This is a genomic window from Streptomyces sp. ISL-100, assembly GCF_018614615.1.
Lineage (GTDB): Bacteria > Actinomycetota > Actinomycetes > Streptomycetales > Streptomycetaceae > Streptomyces.
This window is the reverse complement of sequence record NZ_JAGGOK010000042.1, coordinates 45,796-60,772: the sequence shown is the minus strand read 5'-3', so window position 1 is coordinate 60,772 and position 14,977 is coordinate 45,796. Positions and strand designations below refer to the sequence as shown.

General features: G+C 69.1%; 10 protein-coding genes. 7 read left to right on the top strand and 3 right to left on the bottom strand.

Going from position 1 to position 14,977, the window contains the following annotated elements; all coding sequences use genetic code 11:
- Window positions 1-22 precede the first annotated feature (22 nt).
- From J7E89_RS19600 to J7E89_RS19590, 3 genes are all read right to left on the bottom strand, one after another.
- Window positions 23-1,642: an ABC transporter substrate-binding protein gene (locus J7E89_RS19600; RefSeq protein ID WP_214975242.1), complete on the bottom strand. Its 1,620-nt coding sequence runs from the start codon at window positions 1,640-1,642 to the stop codon at window positions 23-25.
- A gap of 464 nt (window positions 1,643-2,106) precedes the next feature.
- The gene (gene typA, locus J7E89_RS19595; protein WP_214975239.1) at window positions 2,107-3,978 is read right to left on the bottom strand and encodes a translational GTPase TypA; all 1,872 of its coding nucleotides are present in this window, start codon (window positions 3,976-3,978) and stop codon (window positions 2,107-2,109) included.
- Between the two features lie 323 nt (window positions 3,979-4,301).
- Window positions 4,302-6,653, bottom strand: coding sequence for an ABC transporter family substrate-binding protein (locus J7E89_RS19590; protein ID WP_214975237.1), 2,352 nt, complete (start codon window positions 6,651-6,653; stop codon window positions 4,302-4,304).
- A gap of 304 nt (window positions 6,654-6,957) precedes the next feature.
- On the opposite strand from J7E89_RS19590, the gene J7E89_RS19585 reads away from it, so the two are divergent.
- The 7 genes from J7E89_RS19585 to J7E89_RS19555 all read left to right on the top strand — a co-directional run bounded on the left by J7E89_RS19585 (window position 6,958) and on the right by J7E89_RS19555 (window position 14,976).
- Complete coding sequence (locus J7E89_RS19585; RefSeq protein WP_214975234.1) at window positions 6,958-7,251, top strand: hypothetical protein; 294 nt, start codon at window positions 6,958-6,960, stop codon at window positions 7,249-7,251.
- A gap of 61 nt (window positions 7,252-7,312) precedes the next feature.
- The gene (locus J7E89_RS19580) at window positions 7,313-8,149 is read left to right on the top strand and encodes a hypothetical protein (protein ID WP_214975231.1); all 837 of its coding nucleotides are present in this window, start codon (window positions 7,313-7,315) and stop codon (window positions 8,147-8,149) included.
- Window positions 8,150-8,187: 38 nt separating this feature from the next.
- Window positions 8,188-10,143, top strand: a complete 1,956-nt coding sequence (locus J7E89_RS19575) for a fumarate reductase/succinate dehydrogenase flavoprotein subunit (RefSeq protein ID WP_214975228.1) — start codon at window positions 8,188-8,190, stop codon at window positions 10,141-10,143.
- Window positions 10,143-10,916: a succinate dehydrogenase/fumarate reductase iron-sulfur subunit gene (locus J7E89_RS19570; RefSeq protein WP_214975225.1), complete on the top strand. Its 774-nt coding sequence runs from the start codon at window positions 10,143-10,145 to the stop codon at window positions 10,914-10,916. Before J7E89_RS19575 ends, J7E89_RS19570 begins: the two co-directional genes overlap by 1 nt.
- Window positions 10,917-10,978: 62 nt before the next feature.
- Window positions 10,979-11,833, top strand: a complete 855-nt coding sequence (locus J7E89_RS19565) for an arylamine N-acetyltransferase (protein WP_214975222.1) — start codon at window positions 10,979-10,981, stop codon at window positions 11,831-11,833.
- A 278-nt stretch (window positions 11,834-12,111) separates the two neighbouring features.
- On the top strand, window positions 12,112-14,205 hold the full coding sequence (locus J7E89_RS19560; RefSeq protein WP_374196836.1) for a TPM domain-containing protein: 2,094 nt from the start codon (window positions 12,112-12,114) through the stop codon (window positions 14,203-14,205).
- Between the two features lie 60 nt (window positions 14,206-14,265).
- Entirely contained in the window at window positions 14,266-14,976 is a 711-nt protein-coding gene (locus tag J7E89_RS19555) for a PspA/IM30 family protein (RefSeq protein WP_214975220.1), read from the top strand.
- Window position 14,977: the final 1 nt, after the last annotated feature.

The window sequence follows — 14,977 nt, the reverse complement described above, 5'->3', positions numbered from 1 at the left end:
TGGGGTTGGCCCGCAGGCTGGATTACTTGTTGACGGTCACGCCGGTGATCTCGAAGTCACCGTGGAAGTCAACCTCGACGTTGTCGACTGCCTTGGAGTGGCCGCCGTTGATGCGGTACTGCCACAGCGGGATGGCAGGCATCTTTTCCAGCAGGAGCTTCTCGGCGTCCTGGTAGAGCTTGACCGACTCTTCCAGGGACTTGGCGTTGTCGCCCTTCTTGAACGCGGCGTCGATCTCCTTGTCGGAGAACTTGCCGTTGTTCGCCTCGGCGGTGGTGCCGTACAGCTCGCGCATGAAGTTCACGTTCACCGGGTAGTCCGCCACCCAGCCACCGCGGTAGAAGCCCTTGACCTGCTCGTTGTCACGGGCTTCCAGGTCGGTCTGGAAGTCGGGCTTGGCGTCCGGCACGCAGTCGACACCCGTGGAGTTACGGATCGACTCGCAGACAGCGGTGATCCACTCCTTGTGGCCACCGTCGGCGTTGTACTGGATCGTCACCTTGTTGCCGGGGACGCCGCCACCCTCGGTGACGAGCTTCTTCGCCTTCTTCGGGTCGAACGTGAACACGTCCGTGTCGAGCTGCTGGTTGCCCTGGACACCGACGGGCGTGAAGCTCGTGGCGGGCGTACGCGTCTTGTTGAGAACCGTGTCGGTGATCGTCTTGCGGTCGATCGCCATCGAAAGACCCTGCAGGACCTTCGGGTTGATGTCCTTGAAGGTCTTGCTGTAGAAGGTCGGGACGATCGACTGGATCGCCGCGTACTCCTGGTCGATCGCGCGGTCGCCGAGGTCCTGCTTGTACTTCGGCAGGTCCTTCGGGCCGACCTGGCGGATCATGTCCAGGTTGCCGGAGATGAGGTCGGCGTACGCGGCCTCGACGGTCGCGTAGTTCTTGAAGAGGACACCCTTGTTCTGGGCCTTGTTCGGGCCCTGGTAGTCAGGGTTGGCCTTGACCTGGATGAGCTTCTTGTGGTCCCACTTCTCGAAGATGTAGGGGCCGTTGCCGACAGGCTTCTGGCCGAACGCCTTCGGGTCGGCGTAGAAGGACTTGGGCAGCGGGGCCCAGGTCGTGTAGCCGAGCTTGTACTCGAAGTACGGGACGGGCTTCGACAGCTCGATGGTGAACGTGGTGTCGTCCACGGCCTTCAGGCCGGACATCTTGTCGCCCTTGGGCTCACCCTTGGCCGGGTGGACGTCCTCGTAGCCCTTGATGTCCTCGAACCAGAACGCGTTCTGCTGCTTGTTCTTGGTGTTGGCGTACCAGTTCCAGGCGTTGATGTACGACTCGGAAGTGACAGCCTCGCCGTTGTGGAACTTCCAGCCCTTCTTGAGCTTGACGGTCCACGTCTTCGAGTCCTTGGTCTCGATCGACTCGGCGTTCGTGTAAACGATGCCGCCCTTGGAGTCGAAGTCGAGCAGCTGCGTGAACAGCGACTGGATGACATAGCTGCCGAGCGACTCGTTCGTGTCGGCCGGAATCAGCGGCTTCTGCGGCTCGCCGATGTCGATCGAGACATAGCCGGCGGGTTTGCCCTTTTCCGTGGCATCCGTGTCGCCGCTGTCCGAGCCACCGCACGCCGTTGCCGACAGAGCCACGACTATCGCACCTGCGACCCACTTGGCGCTCTTGGCACCGCGCATGGGTTCCTCCTCATGAGTCCACTGATCACTACAAGAGGGGTACGCAGACAGTCGCCGACACCCCTGACGGCGATGAGTCGCATGTACCCCGAGTGTGCTCGTGAGTCGGCACTCCCCACAGTGCGTGACCCATTGACCCGAGCTCAATGGAGCCAACTATTAAGTAACCCCGACCCGTTAACCACACTTAAAGGGTCTCGGTTTGACAACATCGACCGGGCGCACCTGCCCGAAATCCGGGCAAAGCGAGCACAGACAGACGCCCGCGAAACGGACTGTTAACGCAGCTTCCGGAGAGCGATGCCCGATATCCGGACGCATCTCTCGCTAAAAACGCTTGACGGGGAAGATCACAAGTGTCACCCGCAAAGGCGCCCGATGCAAAGGTTTCTGACATGCCGAAGGCCGGCTCCTGTCGCCCGCGAGGGCGACAGGAGCCGGCCTCGGGCCGGACTCACCAGTGTTTAGCGCTTGGCGCGCGAAGCCGTGCGGCCGCGCTCCTTCTGGTCCAGGACGACCTTGCGGATACGCACGGTCTCCGGGGTCACCTCGATGCACTCGTCGTCGCGGCAGAACTCCAGCGACTGCTCGAGCGAGAGCTTGCGCGCCGGGACCACGTTCTCCGTGTTGTCCGCGGCAGCCGCGCGCATGTTGGTGAGCTTCTTCTCCTTGGTGATGTTCACGTCCATGTCGTCGGAGCGCGAGTTCTCACCAACGATCATGCCCTCGTAGACCTCGGTGCCGGCCTCCAGGAAGATGACACCGCGCTCCTGGAGGTTGATCATCGCGAAGGGGGTCACCTTGCCCGCGCGGTCGGCCACCAGCGAGCCGTTGTTACGGGTGCGCAGGTCGCCGAACCACGGCTCGTGGCCCTCGAAGATGGAGTGCGCGATGCCCGTACCACGGGTCTGCGTCAGGAATTCCGTACGGAAGCCGATGAGGCCGCGGGACGGGACGATCCACTCCATGCGGATCCAGCCCGAACCGTGGTTCGTCATCGTCTCCATGCGGCCCTTGCGGGTCGCCATCAGCTGCGTGATGGCGCCGAGGTGCTCCTCGGGGGAGTCGATCGTCATGCGCTCGATCGGCTCGTACGTCTTGCCGTCGACCTGCTTGGTGACGACGACGGGCTTGCCGACCGTCAGCTCGAAGCCCTCACGGCGCATCTGCTCGACGAGGATGGCCAGCGCGAGCTCACCGCGGCCCTGGACCTCCCAGGCGTCGGGGCGCTCGGTGTCCAGGACGCGGAGCGAGACGTTACCGATCAGCTCGCGGTCGAGGCGGTCCTTCACCTGGCGGGCGGTGACCTTGTGGCCCTTGCCGCCCTGGCCGACCAGCGGCGAGGTGTTCGTACCGATGGTCATGGAGATCGCCGGCTCGTCGACCGTGATGAGCGGCAGCGCGATCGGGTTCTCGGGGTCGGCCAGGGTCTCGCCGATCATGATGTCCGGGAATCCGGCGACGGCGCAGATGTCGCCCGGGCCCGCCTTCTCGGCCGGCTTGCGGGTGAGCGCCTCGGTCATCATCAGCTCGGTGATGCGGACGTTGGACATCGTGCCGTCACGCTTGATCCACGTGACGGTCTGGCCCTTCTTCAGCTCGCCCTGCTCGACGCGGCACAGCGCGATACGGCCGAGGAAGTTGTCGGCGTCCAGGTTGGTGACGTGCGCCTGGAGCGGGGCGGCCTCGTCGTACTCGGGGGCCGGGACGTGCGACAGGATCGTGTTGAAGAACGGCTCGAGGTTCGTGCTGTCCGCCGGGACGGTGCCGTCCTCCGGCTTGGTCAGCGAGGCGACGCCGTCACGCGCGCAGGCGTAGACGATCGGGAACTCGATCTGCTCCTCGTCCGCGTCCAGGTCCAGGAACAGGTCGTACGTCTCGTTGACGACCTCGTCGATCCGGGAGTCGGGGCGGTCCGTCTTGTTGATGCACAGGATGACGGGCATCCGGGCCTGAAGCGCCTTGCGGAGCACGAAGCGCGTCTGCGGCAGCGGGCCCTCGGAGGCGTCGACCAGCAGGACGACCGCGTCGACCATCGACAGGCCGCGCTCGACCTCACCACCGAAGTCGGCGTGGCCGGGGGTGTCGATGATGTTGATCGTGATGACGTCGCCGCCATCCTTGGGGTGGTACTTGACGGCCGTGTTCTTGGCCAGGATCGTGATGCCCTTCTCACGCTCCAGGTCGTTCGAGTCCATCATGCGGTCGTCGAGGTGCTCGGCGGCGTGCGCGGCGAAGGCGCCTGCCTGCTTGAGCATGGCGTCGACCAGGGTGGTCTTGCCGTGGTCGACGTGGGCGACGATGGCTACGTTACGGATGTCGTGGCGCGTGGGCATGGGTGAGTTGCGCTTCTCTCGATCGTGGGATCGGGCGTCGTATTCGGTTCGTTTCCTCATACGCCCGCCGGGCGGTCGCGCCACGGCTACCCCCCATGGTACGGGGAGTGAGCCGCGCGGGCTTCCCGGGCGATCGATACCGGCCCCGCACAAGGGCTCCGGGGGTCCGGCGGAGCTGTGTGAGGGGGAAGATTCGGGCCGTACTCGGGCCGTGTGTGGGGTGAGGTGCTGAGCGCGCTCCGGGTCAAGGGGCACCCAGCACCTTGCCCGCCGGGAGCACCGGCGGGCAAGGGACTTGAGCCAATCCTGAGGGTTGCGACCTGCTAGTTCCTCTTCCCCTTGGCGTTTTCTGCCTTCTTGAAGCCGATGTCCTGATAGCGCGGGGCGGCGAAGCCGAAGGCGCCGGCGTTGACGATCTCCGGTTTGACCGCTACCAGCTCGGGGCGCTGGAAGAGCGGGATGGATCCGGCCGCTGCCCAGATCCGGGCGTCGGCCCGTTTCACGAGGTCGCGGGCCGCTTTCTCGTCCAGCTCCGTCATGGCCTGGTCGAAGAGCTGGTCGATGTGGTCCGTGCCGACGCGCGTGTAGTTCTGCTCGACGACCAGCGACCCGTCGGCGGCCGGCTCCGGTTTGGCGAAGATGGGGCGGGCGTCGGTGGCCGGGTAGGCGGTGGCGGGCCAGGAGTAGAGGGCGAGGTCGTAGTCGCCGGAGGCCACGTGGTCCTTGAAGTAGCTGTCGTCGGAGACCTTGACGATGTCCGTGCGTACGCCGATGCGCTCCAGCATCCGCGCGATCTTTTCGCCGACGGTACGCAGCGACTCCGAGCCGGGGCCCGAGGGGAGCACGAAACGCAAGGTCAGCGCCTTGCCGTCCTTGGCGAGCGGGCCTCCGGCGGCGGCGGCCGTGGCGGGGGCGGCGGTGCCGCGCGGGGCGTAGGCGCCGGCCACGCCGTCCTTCTTCTTCCCGTCGGCGCTGTCCTGTGTGCCCCCGGAGTCCTCTGAGTCCTTGATGGACATCGCCCTGATGAAACGTGCCTGCATGCGAACGGCCCGGCCCTGGAGCGCCGCGGCGGGCGCCGGGGCCAGGACGTACGTACCGGATTCCGGGGTGCGGGCGCCGCGGGGCTTGGAATCGCTGTTGATTTCGTCACCGACGATGTACATCTCTTCGTCGGCTGACCTTCTGTCGTTCTTCTCCTTCTTTTCAGTCCCGCCTTCGGCCTCGCTGCCCTCCGCCGCGGCGCCCGCCTTCGCTCCGCCCGGCTTCTGCTTCACCGCCCCGCCCTGCGTCCAGCCCGCGTCCGCGAGCAGCGCCTGGGCGGCCTGGGTGTCCTGGTCGCCGAGCGCGCCGCTGCTGTCGCTGTACGCCTCCTGGCCCGCCAGTGCGAGGTGGCTGCCGAGCGGGTGGGCGGGCAGGCCGAGCGGCTTCAGTACGGCCTCGGCGAGCTCTTTGCGGTCGATGGCGCGGGCGACGGCGCGGCGTACGCGGTCGTCGGTGAGCGGGCCCGAGGTGCCGTTCAGCGCGAGCTGCGTGTAGGCGGGTTCCAGGGACTTGCGGATGTCGAAGCCGCGCAGTGCGGTCTGCTCGGCGGCGTACCTGCTGATCGCCTCGCGTGACTTCCTGCGGGTCTCCCACTCGGCGGCGGCCAGCTCCTCGGAGGAGCCGTGGGCGATCGCCCAGGATCTGAGTGCGGAGGCGGGCGTGACGGCGGCGCCGGGGCCGTGGTTCAGCTGCTGCCCCTTGGCGCCGGCGTCCCGGCCGGCGAGGGCGATGCGGTCGGCGGTGCTGCGGCCGATGTCGGCGATGTCCAGCTCACCGGCGGCGAGGGCGGCGGCGCGCTTGTCGCGCGTCACCGTGCTGAAGACAAGCGTGTCGAGCTTCGCGGGCTGCCCCCACCAGCGGGGGTTGCGTTCGAGCGTGGCCTTGCCGCCCGCGCGGTCCAGTTCCTTGAGCGTGAAGGGGCCGGCCGTCGCCTTGAGCTTGTCGCGGGCCCCGTCGTTGAAGGCGGCGGGGCTGCCCATCACGTCCTGCGGGTAGAGCGGCGTGAAGAGCGAGCGCCAGTCCGCGTAGGGCTTGGCGAAGGTGACCCGGACCTCCAGGTCGTTGGCGCCGCGCTCGATCTTCTCGATGCGCTCGTAGCCGGCGTTGCGGGCGGTCCAGTACGCCGTGTTCCGGCCGCCCAGCGCCCGCCACTGGGCCAGGAAGTCCGGTGCCCCGATCTCCCGGCCGTCGCTCCACACCGCCTGTTGGTTGATCTTGTAGAGCACGACCTGCTTGGGCTCGCGCTCGACGATCTCGGCGGACTCCAGGTAGTCGGCGTTGAGCTGCGGGCGCCCGCGCTCGTCGAGGGTGAAGAGCGAAGGCAGTACGGCGCCTGCGATGCGCGAGGTGGAGGCGTCGGCGTCGGCCTGGAAGGCGTTGAGGGTGGGAGCCGTCGTGTCGACGGCCCAGCGCACCGTGCCGCCGTCCTTGACCTGCTCGCGCCCGGCCGGAGCGATGTCCTGGGGGACCGTCACCGCCTGCGCCGCGTCGTCGCCCGAGGTACAGCCGGCCAGTGCGGGCAGCGTGAGCACCCCGGCGGTGACGAGCGCGAGAGCGCGGGAGGCTCGCGTGCGCCGGTGCCTGCGGTCGAATACCGGGGCTGCCTCCCCGCGTGGGACGCCGACGTGGGACATGGCTGGTACCTCCAGGGCCGGCCCGGCTCATCCCCTGTCGGAATGAGCCCGGTTTTTCACATTTGGCGGCATATGATGGTGATCACATCAATTACCCCTCCACTGAAATGGACCCCGCGCGTGAGCCGTCGGCGACACGGCGGCGAACCTCTCGAACCCCACCCGTGCGGCCCAACAGAAGGGGGCGCACGGGGGGCCGCGCGCCGAGAATCGCTGCACATCCCTTCACAAGAGGGGACGTGACGCGCGACACTCGCAGGCGCATGAGCGTTACCACGCGCCACCGTGGAAATGAGGGCACTACATGTCCCTGCAAGAAGACCTGGCAGCGGTTCAGCGCAGCCTCGACAACCTGGTCCAGTCGGTCGAACGGGTCGAGCAGCAGGTCGGCGGCGGCAGCCTGGAGATCAGGCGCGTACGCACGGACGCCGGCCATCTGCGCGAAAGCGTCGCCCTGCTGAACGAGGCCGCCCCCACCCTGCGCAGGGCCGAGGCGCGCCCCGACCTGGTGGCCATCTCGGACGACCCGTACAACAGCGCGCTGTGGACCGACTCGGACGACGAGGGCCTCGGCGCGCGCGACCGGCACGCGCCGTAGCGGTACACGGAGCCCCCGGCCCCCGCCCTGTCCCGACTGCCCGCTCCAGACGGAGTCCTCGTTGGCCACTGGCACAGAACCCCAGCCCCGTACGGACGTCCAAGGCGCCCACGGCGTCCACACCGCCTCCCGCGCAACGATCGCGGCCCGCCATCTGCGTACGGACCGCTGGTGGCTCGCGCCCGCCGCGACCGCCGCCGGGCTGCTCGCCTTCATCGTCTACTCGACCTGGCGGGCCTTCGCGAACGCCGACTACTACGCCGCGCCCTACGTCTCGCCGTTCTACTCGCCCTGCCTGGCGGAGAACTGCGTACCGATGAAGAGCGGCCCCAACTGGGAGATCTTCGGCAGCTGGTGGGGCCTGTCCCCCGCCCTGCTGATCCTGATCTTCCCGCTCGGCTTCCGGCTGACCTGCTACTACTACCGCAAGGCCTACTACCGGGGCTTCTGGGCCTCGCCCCCGGCCTGCGCGGTCGCCGAGCCGCACAAGACGTACACCGGCGAGACCCGCTTCCCGCTGATCCTGCAGAACATCCACCGGTACTTCTTCTACGCCGCCGTCCCGGTCGCGGGGATCCTCACGTACGACACCGTGCTCGCCTTCCGCGACGAGCACTACGCGTGGGGCCACATGGGCCTGGGCACGGTCGTCTTCCTGATCAACATCGTGCTGATCTGGGCGTACACGTTCTCCTGCCACTCCTGCCGGCACATCGTCGGCGGCAAGCTCAAGCACTTCTCCAAGCACCCGGTGCGCTACCGCCTGTGGGGCTGGGTCGGCAAGCTCAACGCCCGCCACATGCAGCTCGCCTGGGCCTCTCTGATCAGCGTCGCCCTCGCCGACTTCTACGTCTACCTGGTGGCGTCCGGCGCCTTCGACGACCCGCGGCTGTTCTAGGCGACTGGACGACTGGACGACTGAATGAAAGGTGTTTGATGACGCAGCTCGAACGGCAGGGGTGGGACGTCGTCGTGGTCGGCGCGGGCGGCGCCGGACTGCGCGCCGCCATCGAGGCGCGGGAGCAGGGGGCCCGTACCGCGGTCATCTGCAAGTCGCTCTTCGGCAAGGCGCACACGGTGATGGCCGAGGGCGGAATCGCCGCGTCCATGGGCAACGTGAACTCCGGCGACAACTGGCAGGTCCACTTCCGCGACACCATGCGCGGCGGCAAGTTCCTCAACCAGTGGCGGATGGCGGAGCTGCACGCGCGCGAGGCGCCGGACCGGGTGTGGGAGCTGGAGACCTGGGGCGCGCTGTTCGACCGTACGCCGGACGGGAAGATCTCGCAGCGCAACTTCGGCGGGCACGAGTACCCGCGCCTCGCGCATGTCGGCGACCGGACCGGCCTGGAGCTGATCCGCACGCTCCAGCAGAAGATCGTCTCGCTCCAGCAGGAGGACTTCCGCGAATTCGGTGACTACGAGGCGCGGTTGAAGGTCTTCCAGGAGTGCACCGTCACGCGCGTCTTGAAGGACGCTGACGACCGAGTAGCGGGGACCTTCTGCTACGAGCGCGAGTCCGGCCGCTTCTTCGTCCTGGAGGCACCGGCCGTCGTCCTGGCCACCGGCGGCATCGGCAAGTCCTTCAAAGTGACGTCGAATTCGTGGGAGTACACGGGTGACGGACACGCGCTGGCGCTGCTCGCGGGCGCCCCGCTCCTCAACATGGAATTCGTGCAGTTCCACCCGACCGGGATGGTCTGGCCGCCTTCGGTGAAGGGGATCCTCGTCACCGAGTCGGTGCGCGGCGACGGCGGCGTACTGCGCAATTCCGAGGGCAAGCGGTTCATGTTCGACTACGTCCCCGACGTCTTCAAGGAGAAGTACGCGCAGTCGGAGGAGGAGGGCGACCGCTGGTACGAGGACCCGGACAACAACCGGCGTCCCCCCGAGCTGCTCCCCCGCGACGAGGTGGCGCGCGCCATCAACTCCGAGGTGAAGGCAGGGCGCGGCTCCCCGCACGGCGGCGTGTTCCTCGACGTTTCGACGCGCATGCCGGCGGAGACCATCCGACGCAGGCTGCCGTCGATGTACCACCAGTTCAAGGAGCTGGCGGACGTCGACATCACCGCCGAGGCGATGGAGGTCGGGCCGACCTGCCACTACGTCATGGGCGGCATCGCGGTCGACTCCGACACCGCCGCCACCCGCAACGTCCCGGGGCTGTACGCCGCCGGAGAGGTGGCCGGCGGCATGCACGGCTCGAACCGGCTCGGCGGCAACTCGTTGTCGGACCTGCTGGTGTTCGGCCGCAGGGCCGGGCTGCACGCGGCTCAGTACGCGATCGGGTTCGGGGACGGGACCGGGACCGCACGCCCGCAGCCGGACGAGGCCCAGGTGGACGCGGCGGCGGCCGAGGCGCTGCGCCCCTTCAGCGCGGAAGGCCCCGAGCCGGGCGCCACGAACGGGCGCCCGCCGGAGAACCCGTACACCCTCCACCAGGAACTCCAGCAGACGATGAACGACCTGGTCGGCATCATCAGGCGGGCGCCGGAGATGGAGCAGGCCCTGGAGAAGCTGGCCGACCTGCGGGTACGGGCCCGCCGGGCCGGGGTCGAAGGCCACCGGCAGTTCAACCCGGGCTGGCATCTCGCGCTGGACCTGCGGAACATGCTGCTGGTCAGCGAGTGCGTCGCGCGGGCGGCGCTGGAGCGTACCGAGAGCCGTGGGGGCCACACCCGCGAGGACTGCCCTTCCATGGAGCGCGCGTGGCGCCGCGCCAATCTCCTGTGTCAGCTGACGGACCCGTCGGGTGCGATGGCGCCGGCCGATCCGGTGCAGGGCCAGATCTCGCTCGTACGGGAGACCACCGAGCCCATCCGCCCCGACCTGCTCGGCCTCTTCGAGAAAGAAGAGCTGGTCAAATACCTCGCCGAAGAGGAGCTCTACTGATGAGCAGCTACACAGCGGCCTTCAGGGTCTGGCGCGGTGATGCGGACGGCGGGGCTCTGGAGGACTTCGAGGTCGAGGTGAACGAGGGCGAGGTCGTCCTCGACATCATCCACCGCCTCCAGGCCACCCAGGCGTCGGATCTCGCGGTGCGCTGGAACTGCAAGGCGGGCAAGTGCGGTTCGTGCAGCGCGGAGATCAACGGGCGGCCGCGCCTGCTGTGCATGACGCGCATGTCGGTCTTCTCGCGCGAGGAGACGATCACCGTCACGCCGCTGCGGGCCTTTCCCGTCGTACGCGATCTCGTCACGGATGTGTCCTTCAACTACGCGAAGGCGCGGGAGGTGCCGTCCTTTGTGCCGCCTGCCGGGGTCGCGGCGGGCGAGTACCGGATGCAGCAGATCGACGTGGAGCGCTCGCAGGAGTTCCGCAAGTGCATCGAGTGCTTCCTGTGCCAGGACACCTGCCATGTGGTGCGCGACCACGAGGAGAACAAGGAGTCCTTCGCGGGACCCCGGTTCCTGATGCGGATCGCCGAGCTGGACATGCACCCGCTGGACGCGGCCGCCGAGACCGGCCTCGACCGCAAGACGACCGCGCAGGACGAGCACGGGCTCGGCTACTGCAACATCACCAAGTGCTGCACGGAGGTCTGCCCGGAGAACATCAAGATCACGGACAACGCCCTGATCCCCTTGAAGGAGCGGGCGGTTGACCGCAAGTACGACCCACTGGTCTGGCTGGGCGACAAGATCTTCCGGCGCCGCCCGGAATAGAGGTCGTACGTCCCGCGCTTCACCTGTCGCACACGACGGACAAGACGACGGGGAACGTACGCATGTGGAACGGTGACGCACTCGATCTGGACGCCTACCTGGCCCATCTGGGGTACGAGGGGGACCGCGCCCCCACCCTGAAGACCCTGCGCGAGCTGCACCGCGCGCACGTGCTGTCGGTGCGCTGGGAGAACCTGGACGCGGTCCTGCGCGGGGACGTCCCGCTCGATCTCGCCACGCTCCAGGGCAAGATGATCGGGAACGCGCGCGGCGGCTACTGCTTCGAGCACGCCTCGCTGTACGCCGCGGCGCTTGAGCGGCTCGGCTTTACGTTCTTCGCGGTCCTGGGCCGGATCCGGATGGGCGCCCCCAAGATGCTGCCCACCACGCACGCCATGCTGATCGTGGAGATCGACGGGCAGCGCCGGCTGAGCGACATCGGCTTCGGGGCGAGCCCGCTGGAACCGATCGAGCTGACGGACGGGACGGAAACGACGGACGGGGTGTGGGCGTACCGGCTGGGGCGGGGGGAGGTCACGCCGGGCGCGGACGGCTGGACGCTCTACCAGCCGACCGGCGAACGCGAGGGCGAGAACGACGACACCGGTGACGGGTGGATGGCGCGGCACACCTTCACGCTCGACCCGCAGTACCCGGTCGACTTCCGGACGGCGAACCACTTCATCGCGACGAGCTCCCACTCGCCCTTCAGCTCCCGCCCGTTCATCCAGCGGGTGCACCCGGACCGCCTGCACCTCCTGGACAACCGCACGCTGACCACGATCAGGCCGGGCGTGGAGGGGGTGCCGGAGGTGCGGGAGCTGGAGATGGAGGAGGTGCCGAAGGTTTTGTCCGACGTTTTCGGCATCGACCTGACTCCGGAGGACACGACCCTGCTCCTGACCAAGCTGGTCTGACCCCCCGGGGGCGCGGCCGACCCGGGGAACGCGGCTTTTTTCCCCTACGGGCTGGATTTGCCGCGCGGGGCTGGATTTGCCGCACAGCGAACACATCTCCGCTCAGCGGCACCCTCCAGCCCCTCCGGCGCTTGAGGACCGGGGGCTGGGGCGGAGCCCCCCACGCGGCGGAGCCGCAAAGTGTCACAGCGGGAAGGGTCGGGTAGGGGAACAGCCCCGCAGGTGCCGCCCCGGCCGTCCGGTCGCGGGGCGCACCGCGTGGACATAACCTCGCAAACGTGACGCGAACAGCCGCCGCCCGGGTCGTCCTCAGCATGCTGCTGGCCGCGTGGTGGATCGCCCTGCCCGCCGCCCAAGGCACAGCCGCCCCCGCCGACGACCCCATCCCCCTCTCCCGCGACGGCCAGATCACCGACAAGGTGGACGCACTCGGCGCCCGCACGAACGCCGTCGAGTCCGCGCTGGACCGGCTCTACGACACCCGCCGCGTCCAGCTGTTCGTCGCGTACGTCCGCGACTTCTCCGGGAGATCCGCGCAAAGCTGGGCCGACGCCACCGCCGAGCGCAACGGCCTCGGCCGCGACGACGCGCTGCTCGCCGTCGCCACCCACGACCGGCGGTACGCCTACTCCGTCGACCAGGAGTCGCGCCTGAGCGACGCCGAGCTCGACGACGTCGCCAGGACCGCGATCGAGCCCGCGCTGCGGGAGAACGACTGGGCGGGCGCAGCCATCGGCGCCGCGAACGGTTACGCCGCGGTGCTCGCCGGGCAGCCCGTCCCGGTGCCCGAGATCACCCCCGGCGTCGCCGACCCCGGCGGCGGCCCGGACGACGGCGTGAGCGGCGCCGGCGACCTGGTGCTTCCCGTGGTCGCGGTCGGCGCGGCCGTCGCGCTGGCGGCGTACACGTACACCCGGCGCAGGAGGCGGGCGGGCACCCGGACCACGCCCGCCCAGGCCGCCAAGGAGCCGCAGACCCCCCTGCCCGAACTCGACTCCCGGGCCAAGCGCGAACTCGTCGAGGCGGACGACGCGATCCATACCAGCGAGGAGGAACTGGGCTTCGCCTCCGCCCAGTTCGGCGAGGAGGCCGCCCGCCCCTTCGGCGAGGCACTCGCGAACGCCAAGAGCGAGCTGGCCGTCGCCTTCCGGCTGCGCCAGCAGCTCGACGACGCCTACGCGGAGGACGACTCCACCCGCCGCCGCATGCTCGACGAGATCATCGCCCGCTGCACCGAGGCCAACCGCCGGCTCGACGCCGAATCCGAATCCTTCGACCAGCTCCGGGCCCTGGAGCAGAACGCCCCGCAGGCGCTCGCCGCCGCCGAAGCGGCGTTCCGCGATCTCGTTGGCCGTACGGGCACTGCGGAGGCCATGCTGACCGCCATGCGCCAGCGGTACGCCGACTCCGCGGCCGCGCCCATCACCGGCAACGCCGCGCAGGCCAAGGACCGGCTCGCCTTCGCGACCGCGAGCCTCACCGAGGCCCGGCAGGCGGTGGACGCGGGCGACACGGGCAAGGCGGCCGTGTTCGTACGGGCCGCCGAGGGCGCCGTCGGGCAGGCGGCCACGCTCGTCGACGCAGTCGACCGCCGCGCCCGTGAACTCGCCGAGGCGGCGGGCAAGCTCCCCGGGGCGCTGATCGAGACCGAGACCGATCTGGCCGACGCGCGCGGTCTGCTCCAAGGCCTGAAGGACGACACGGACAGCGGCGTCTCGACGGCAGACCTCCAGGGGCGCATCGCGCGCGCCGAGTCGGTCGTCGCCGACGTACAGCAGGAGAAGCAGTCGGGGCGGTACGACCCGATCGGCGCCCTGCGCCGCGTCGAGGAGGCCGACGCGGTGCTCGACGAGGCCCTGTCGGGGGCCCGCGAGCGCGAGACGGCCGGGCGGCGGGCGCGGGCCCTGCTGGACCAGGCCACTCTCGCCGCCCGCGCCTCGATCGGCGCGGCCGCCGACTACATCACGACGAACCGGGGCGCGGTCGGCAGCCAGGCGCGCACCCGCATCGCGGAGGCCCAGCGGCACCTCGAACGGTCGGCGGCCGCCGCGGCGTCCCACGCGCAGAGCGCGCTCGCCGAGGCCCGGCAGGCGGACGCGATGGCGCGGCAGGCGCAGAGCCTGGCCGAACAGGACGTACGCGGGTACGCCGACCAGTTCGGCGACTTCGGCGGCTCCGGTGGAATCGGGGGCGGAGGCGGAGGCGGCCTCAACGGGGCCGTACTCGGCGGCATCATCCTCGGCGAACTCCTCGGCGGCGGCCGGGGCCGGGGCGGGGGCGGCTTCGGCGGAGGCGGCGGCTTCGGCCGCGGTCCCGGCAGCTTCGGCGGCGGCGGCACGCGGGGCCGCAGAGGCGGCGGCGGCCGGTTCTGACACGTAACGGACCGACAGGCGCGTACGCCGCTACCCGTACACCACTCAAGGAGACACGGCATGACGAAGCAGACCATCCTCGGCCGCGTGACCCAGCTCGCGAAGGCCAACATCAACGCCCTCCTCGACCAGGCCGAGGACCCGCAGAAGATGCTGGACCAGCTGATCCGCGACTACACCAACAACATCGCGGAGGCCGAGGAGGCCGTCGCCACCACCATCGGCAATCTGCGGCTCCTGGAGCTCGACCACAAAGAGGACGTCGATGCCGCCAGGGAGTGGGGTGTCAAGGCGCTCGCGGCCAGCAGGAAGGCCGACGAGATGCGCGGCGCCGGACCGGCCGCGGAGGCGGACAGGTTCGACAACCTCGCCAAAGTCGCGCTCCAGCGCCAGCTCCAGTCCGAGAAGGAGGCGAAGGCCGCCGAGCCGGTCATCGCCATGCAGACCGAGGTGGTCGACAAGCTCAAGGCCGGTCTGGTCCAGATGAAGACCAAGCTCACCGAGCTGACGTCCAAGCGCGACGAACTGGTGGCCCGTGCCAAGTCCGCCCAGGCGCAGAGCCAGATGATGGACGCCGTCAAGAACATCGACATCCTGGACCCGGCCGGCGAGCTGAGCCGCTTCGAGGAAAAGGTGCGCCGCGAGGAGGCGAGGGCCATGGGCAAGCAGGAACTCGCCGCCTCGTCGCTGGACGCCCAGTTCGAGCAGCTGGACAGCCTGGGCGACGATGCTGAGATCGAGGCCAGGCTGGCCGCCATGAAGACCGGGTGAC

Excerpts from the sequence above, each read along its gene's own strand:
- J7E89_RS19600 (WP_214975242.1), bottom strand. The coding sequence starts at position 1,642 with ATGCGCGGTGCCAAGAGCGCCAAGTGGGTCGCAGGTGCGATAGTCGTG.
- typA (WP_214975239.1), bottom strand. The coding sequence starts at position 3,978 with ATGCCCACGCGCCACGACATCCGTAACGTAGCCATCGTCGCCCACGTC.
- J7E89_RS19590 (WP_214975237.1), bottom strand. The coding sequence starts at position 6,653 with ATGTCCCACGTCGGCGTCCCACGCGGGGAGGCAGCCCCGGTATTCGAC.
- J7E89_RS19585 (WP_214975234.1), top strand. The coding sequence starts at position 6,958 with ATGTCCCTGCAAGAAGACCTGGCAGCGGTTCAGCGCAGCCTCGACAAC.
- J7E89_RS19575 (WP_214975228.1), top strand. The coding sequence starts at position 8,188 with ATGACGCAGCTCGAACGGCAGGGGTGGGACGTCGTCGTGGTCGGCGCG.
- J7E89_RS19570 (WP_214975225.1), top strand. The coding sequence starts at position 10,143 with ATGAGCAGCTACACAGCGGCCTTCAGGGTCTGGCGCGGTGATGCGGAC.
- J7E89_RS19565 (WP_214975222.1), top strand. The coding sequence starts at position 10,979 with ATGTGGAACGGTGACGCACTCGATCTGGACGCCTACCTGGCCCATCTG.
- J7E89_RS19555 (WP_214975220.1), top strand. The coding sequence starts at position 14,266 with ATGACGAAGCAGACCATCCTCGGCCGCGTGACCCAGCTCGCGAAGGCC.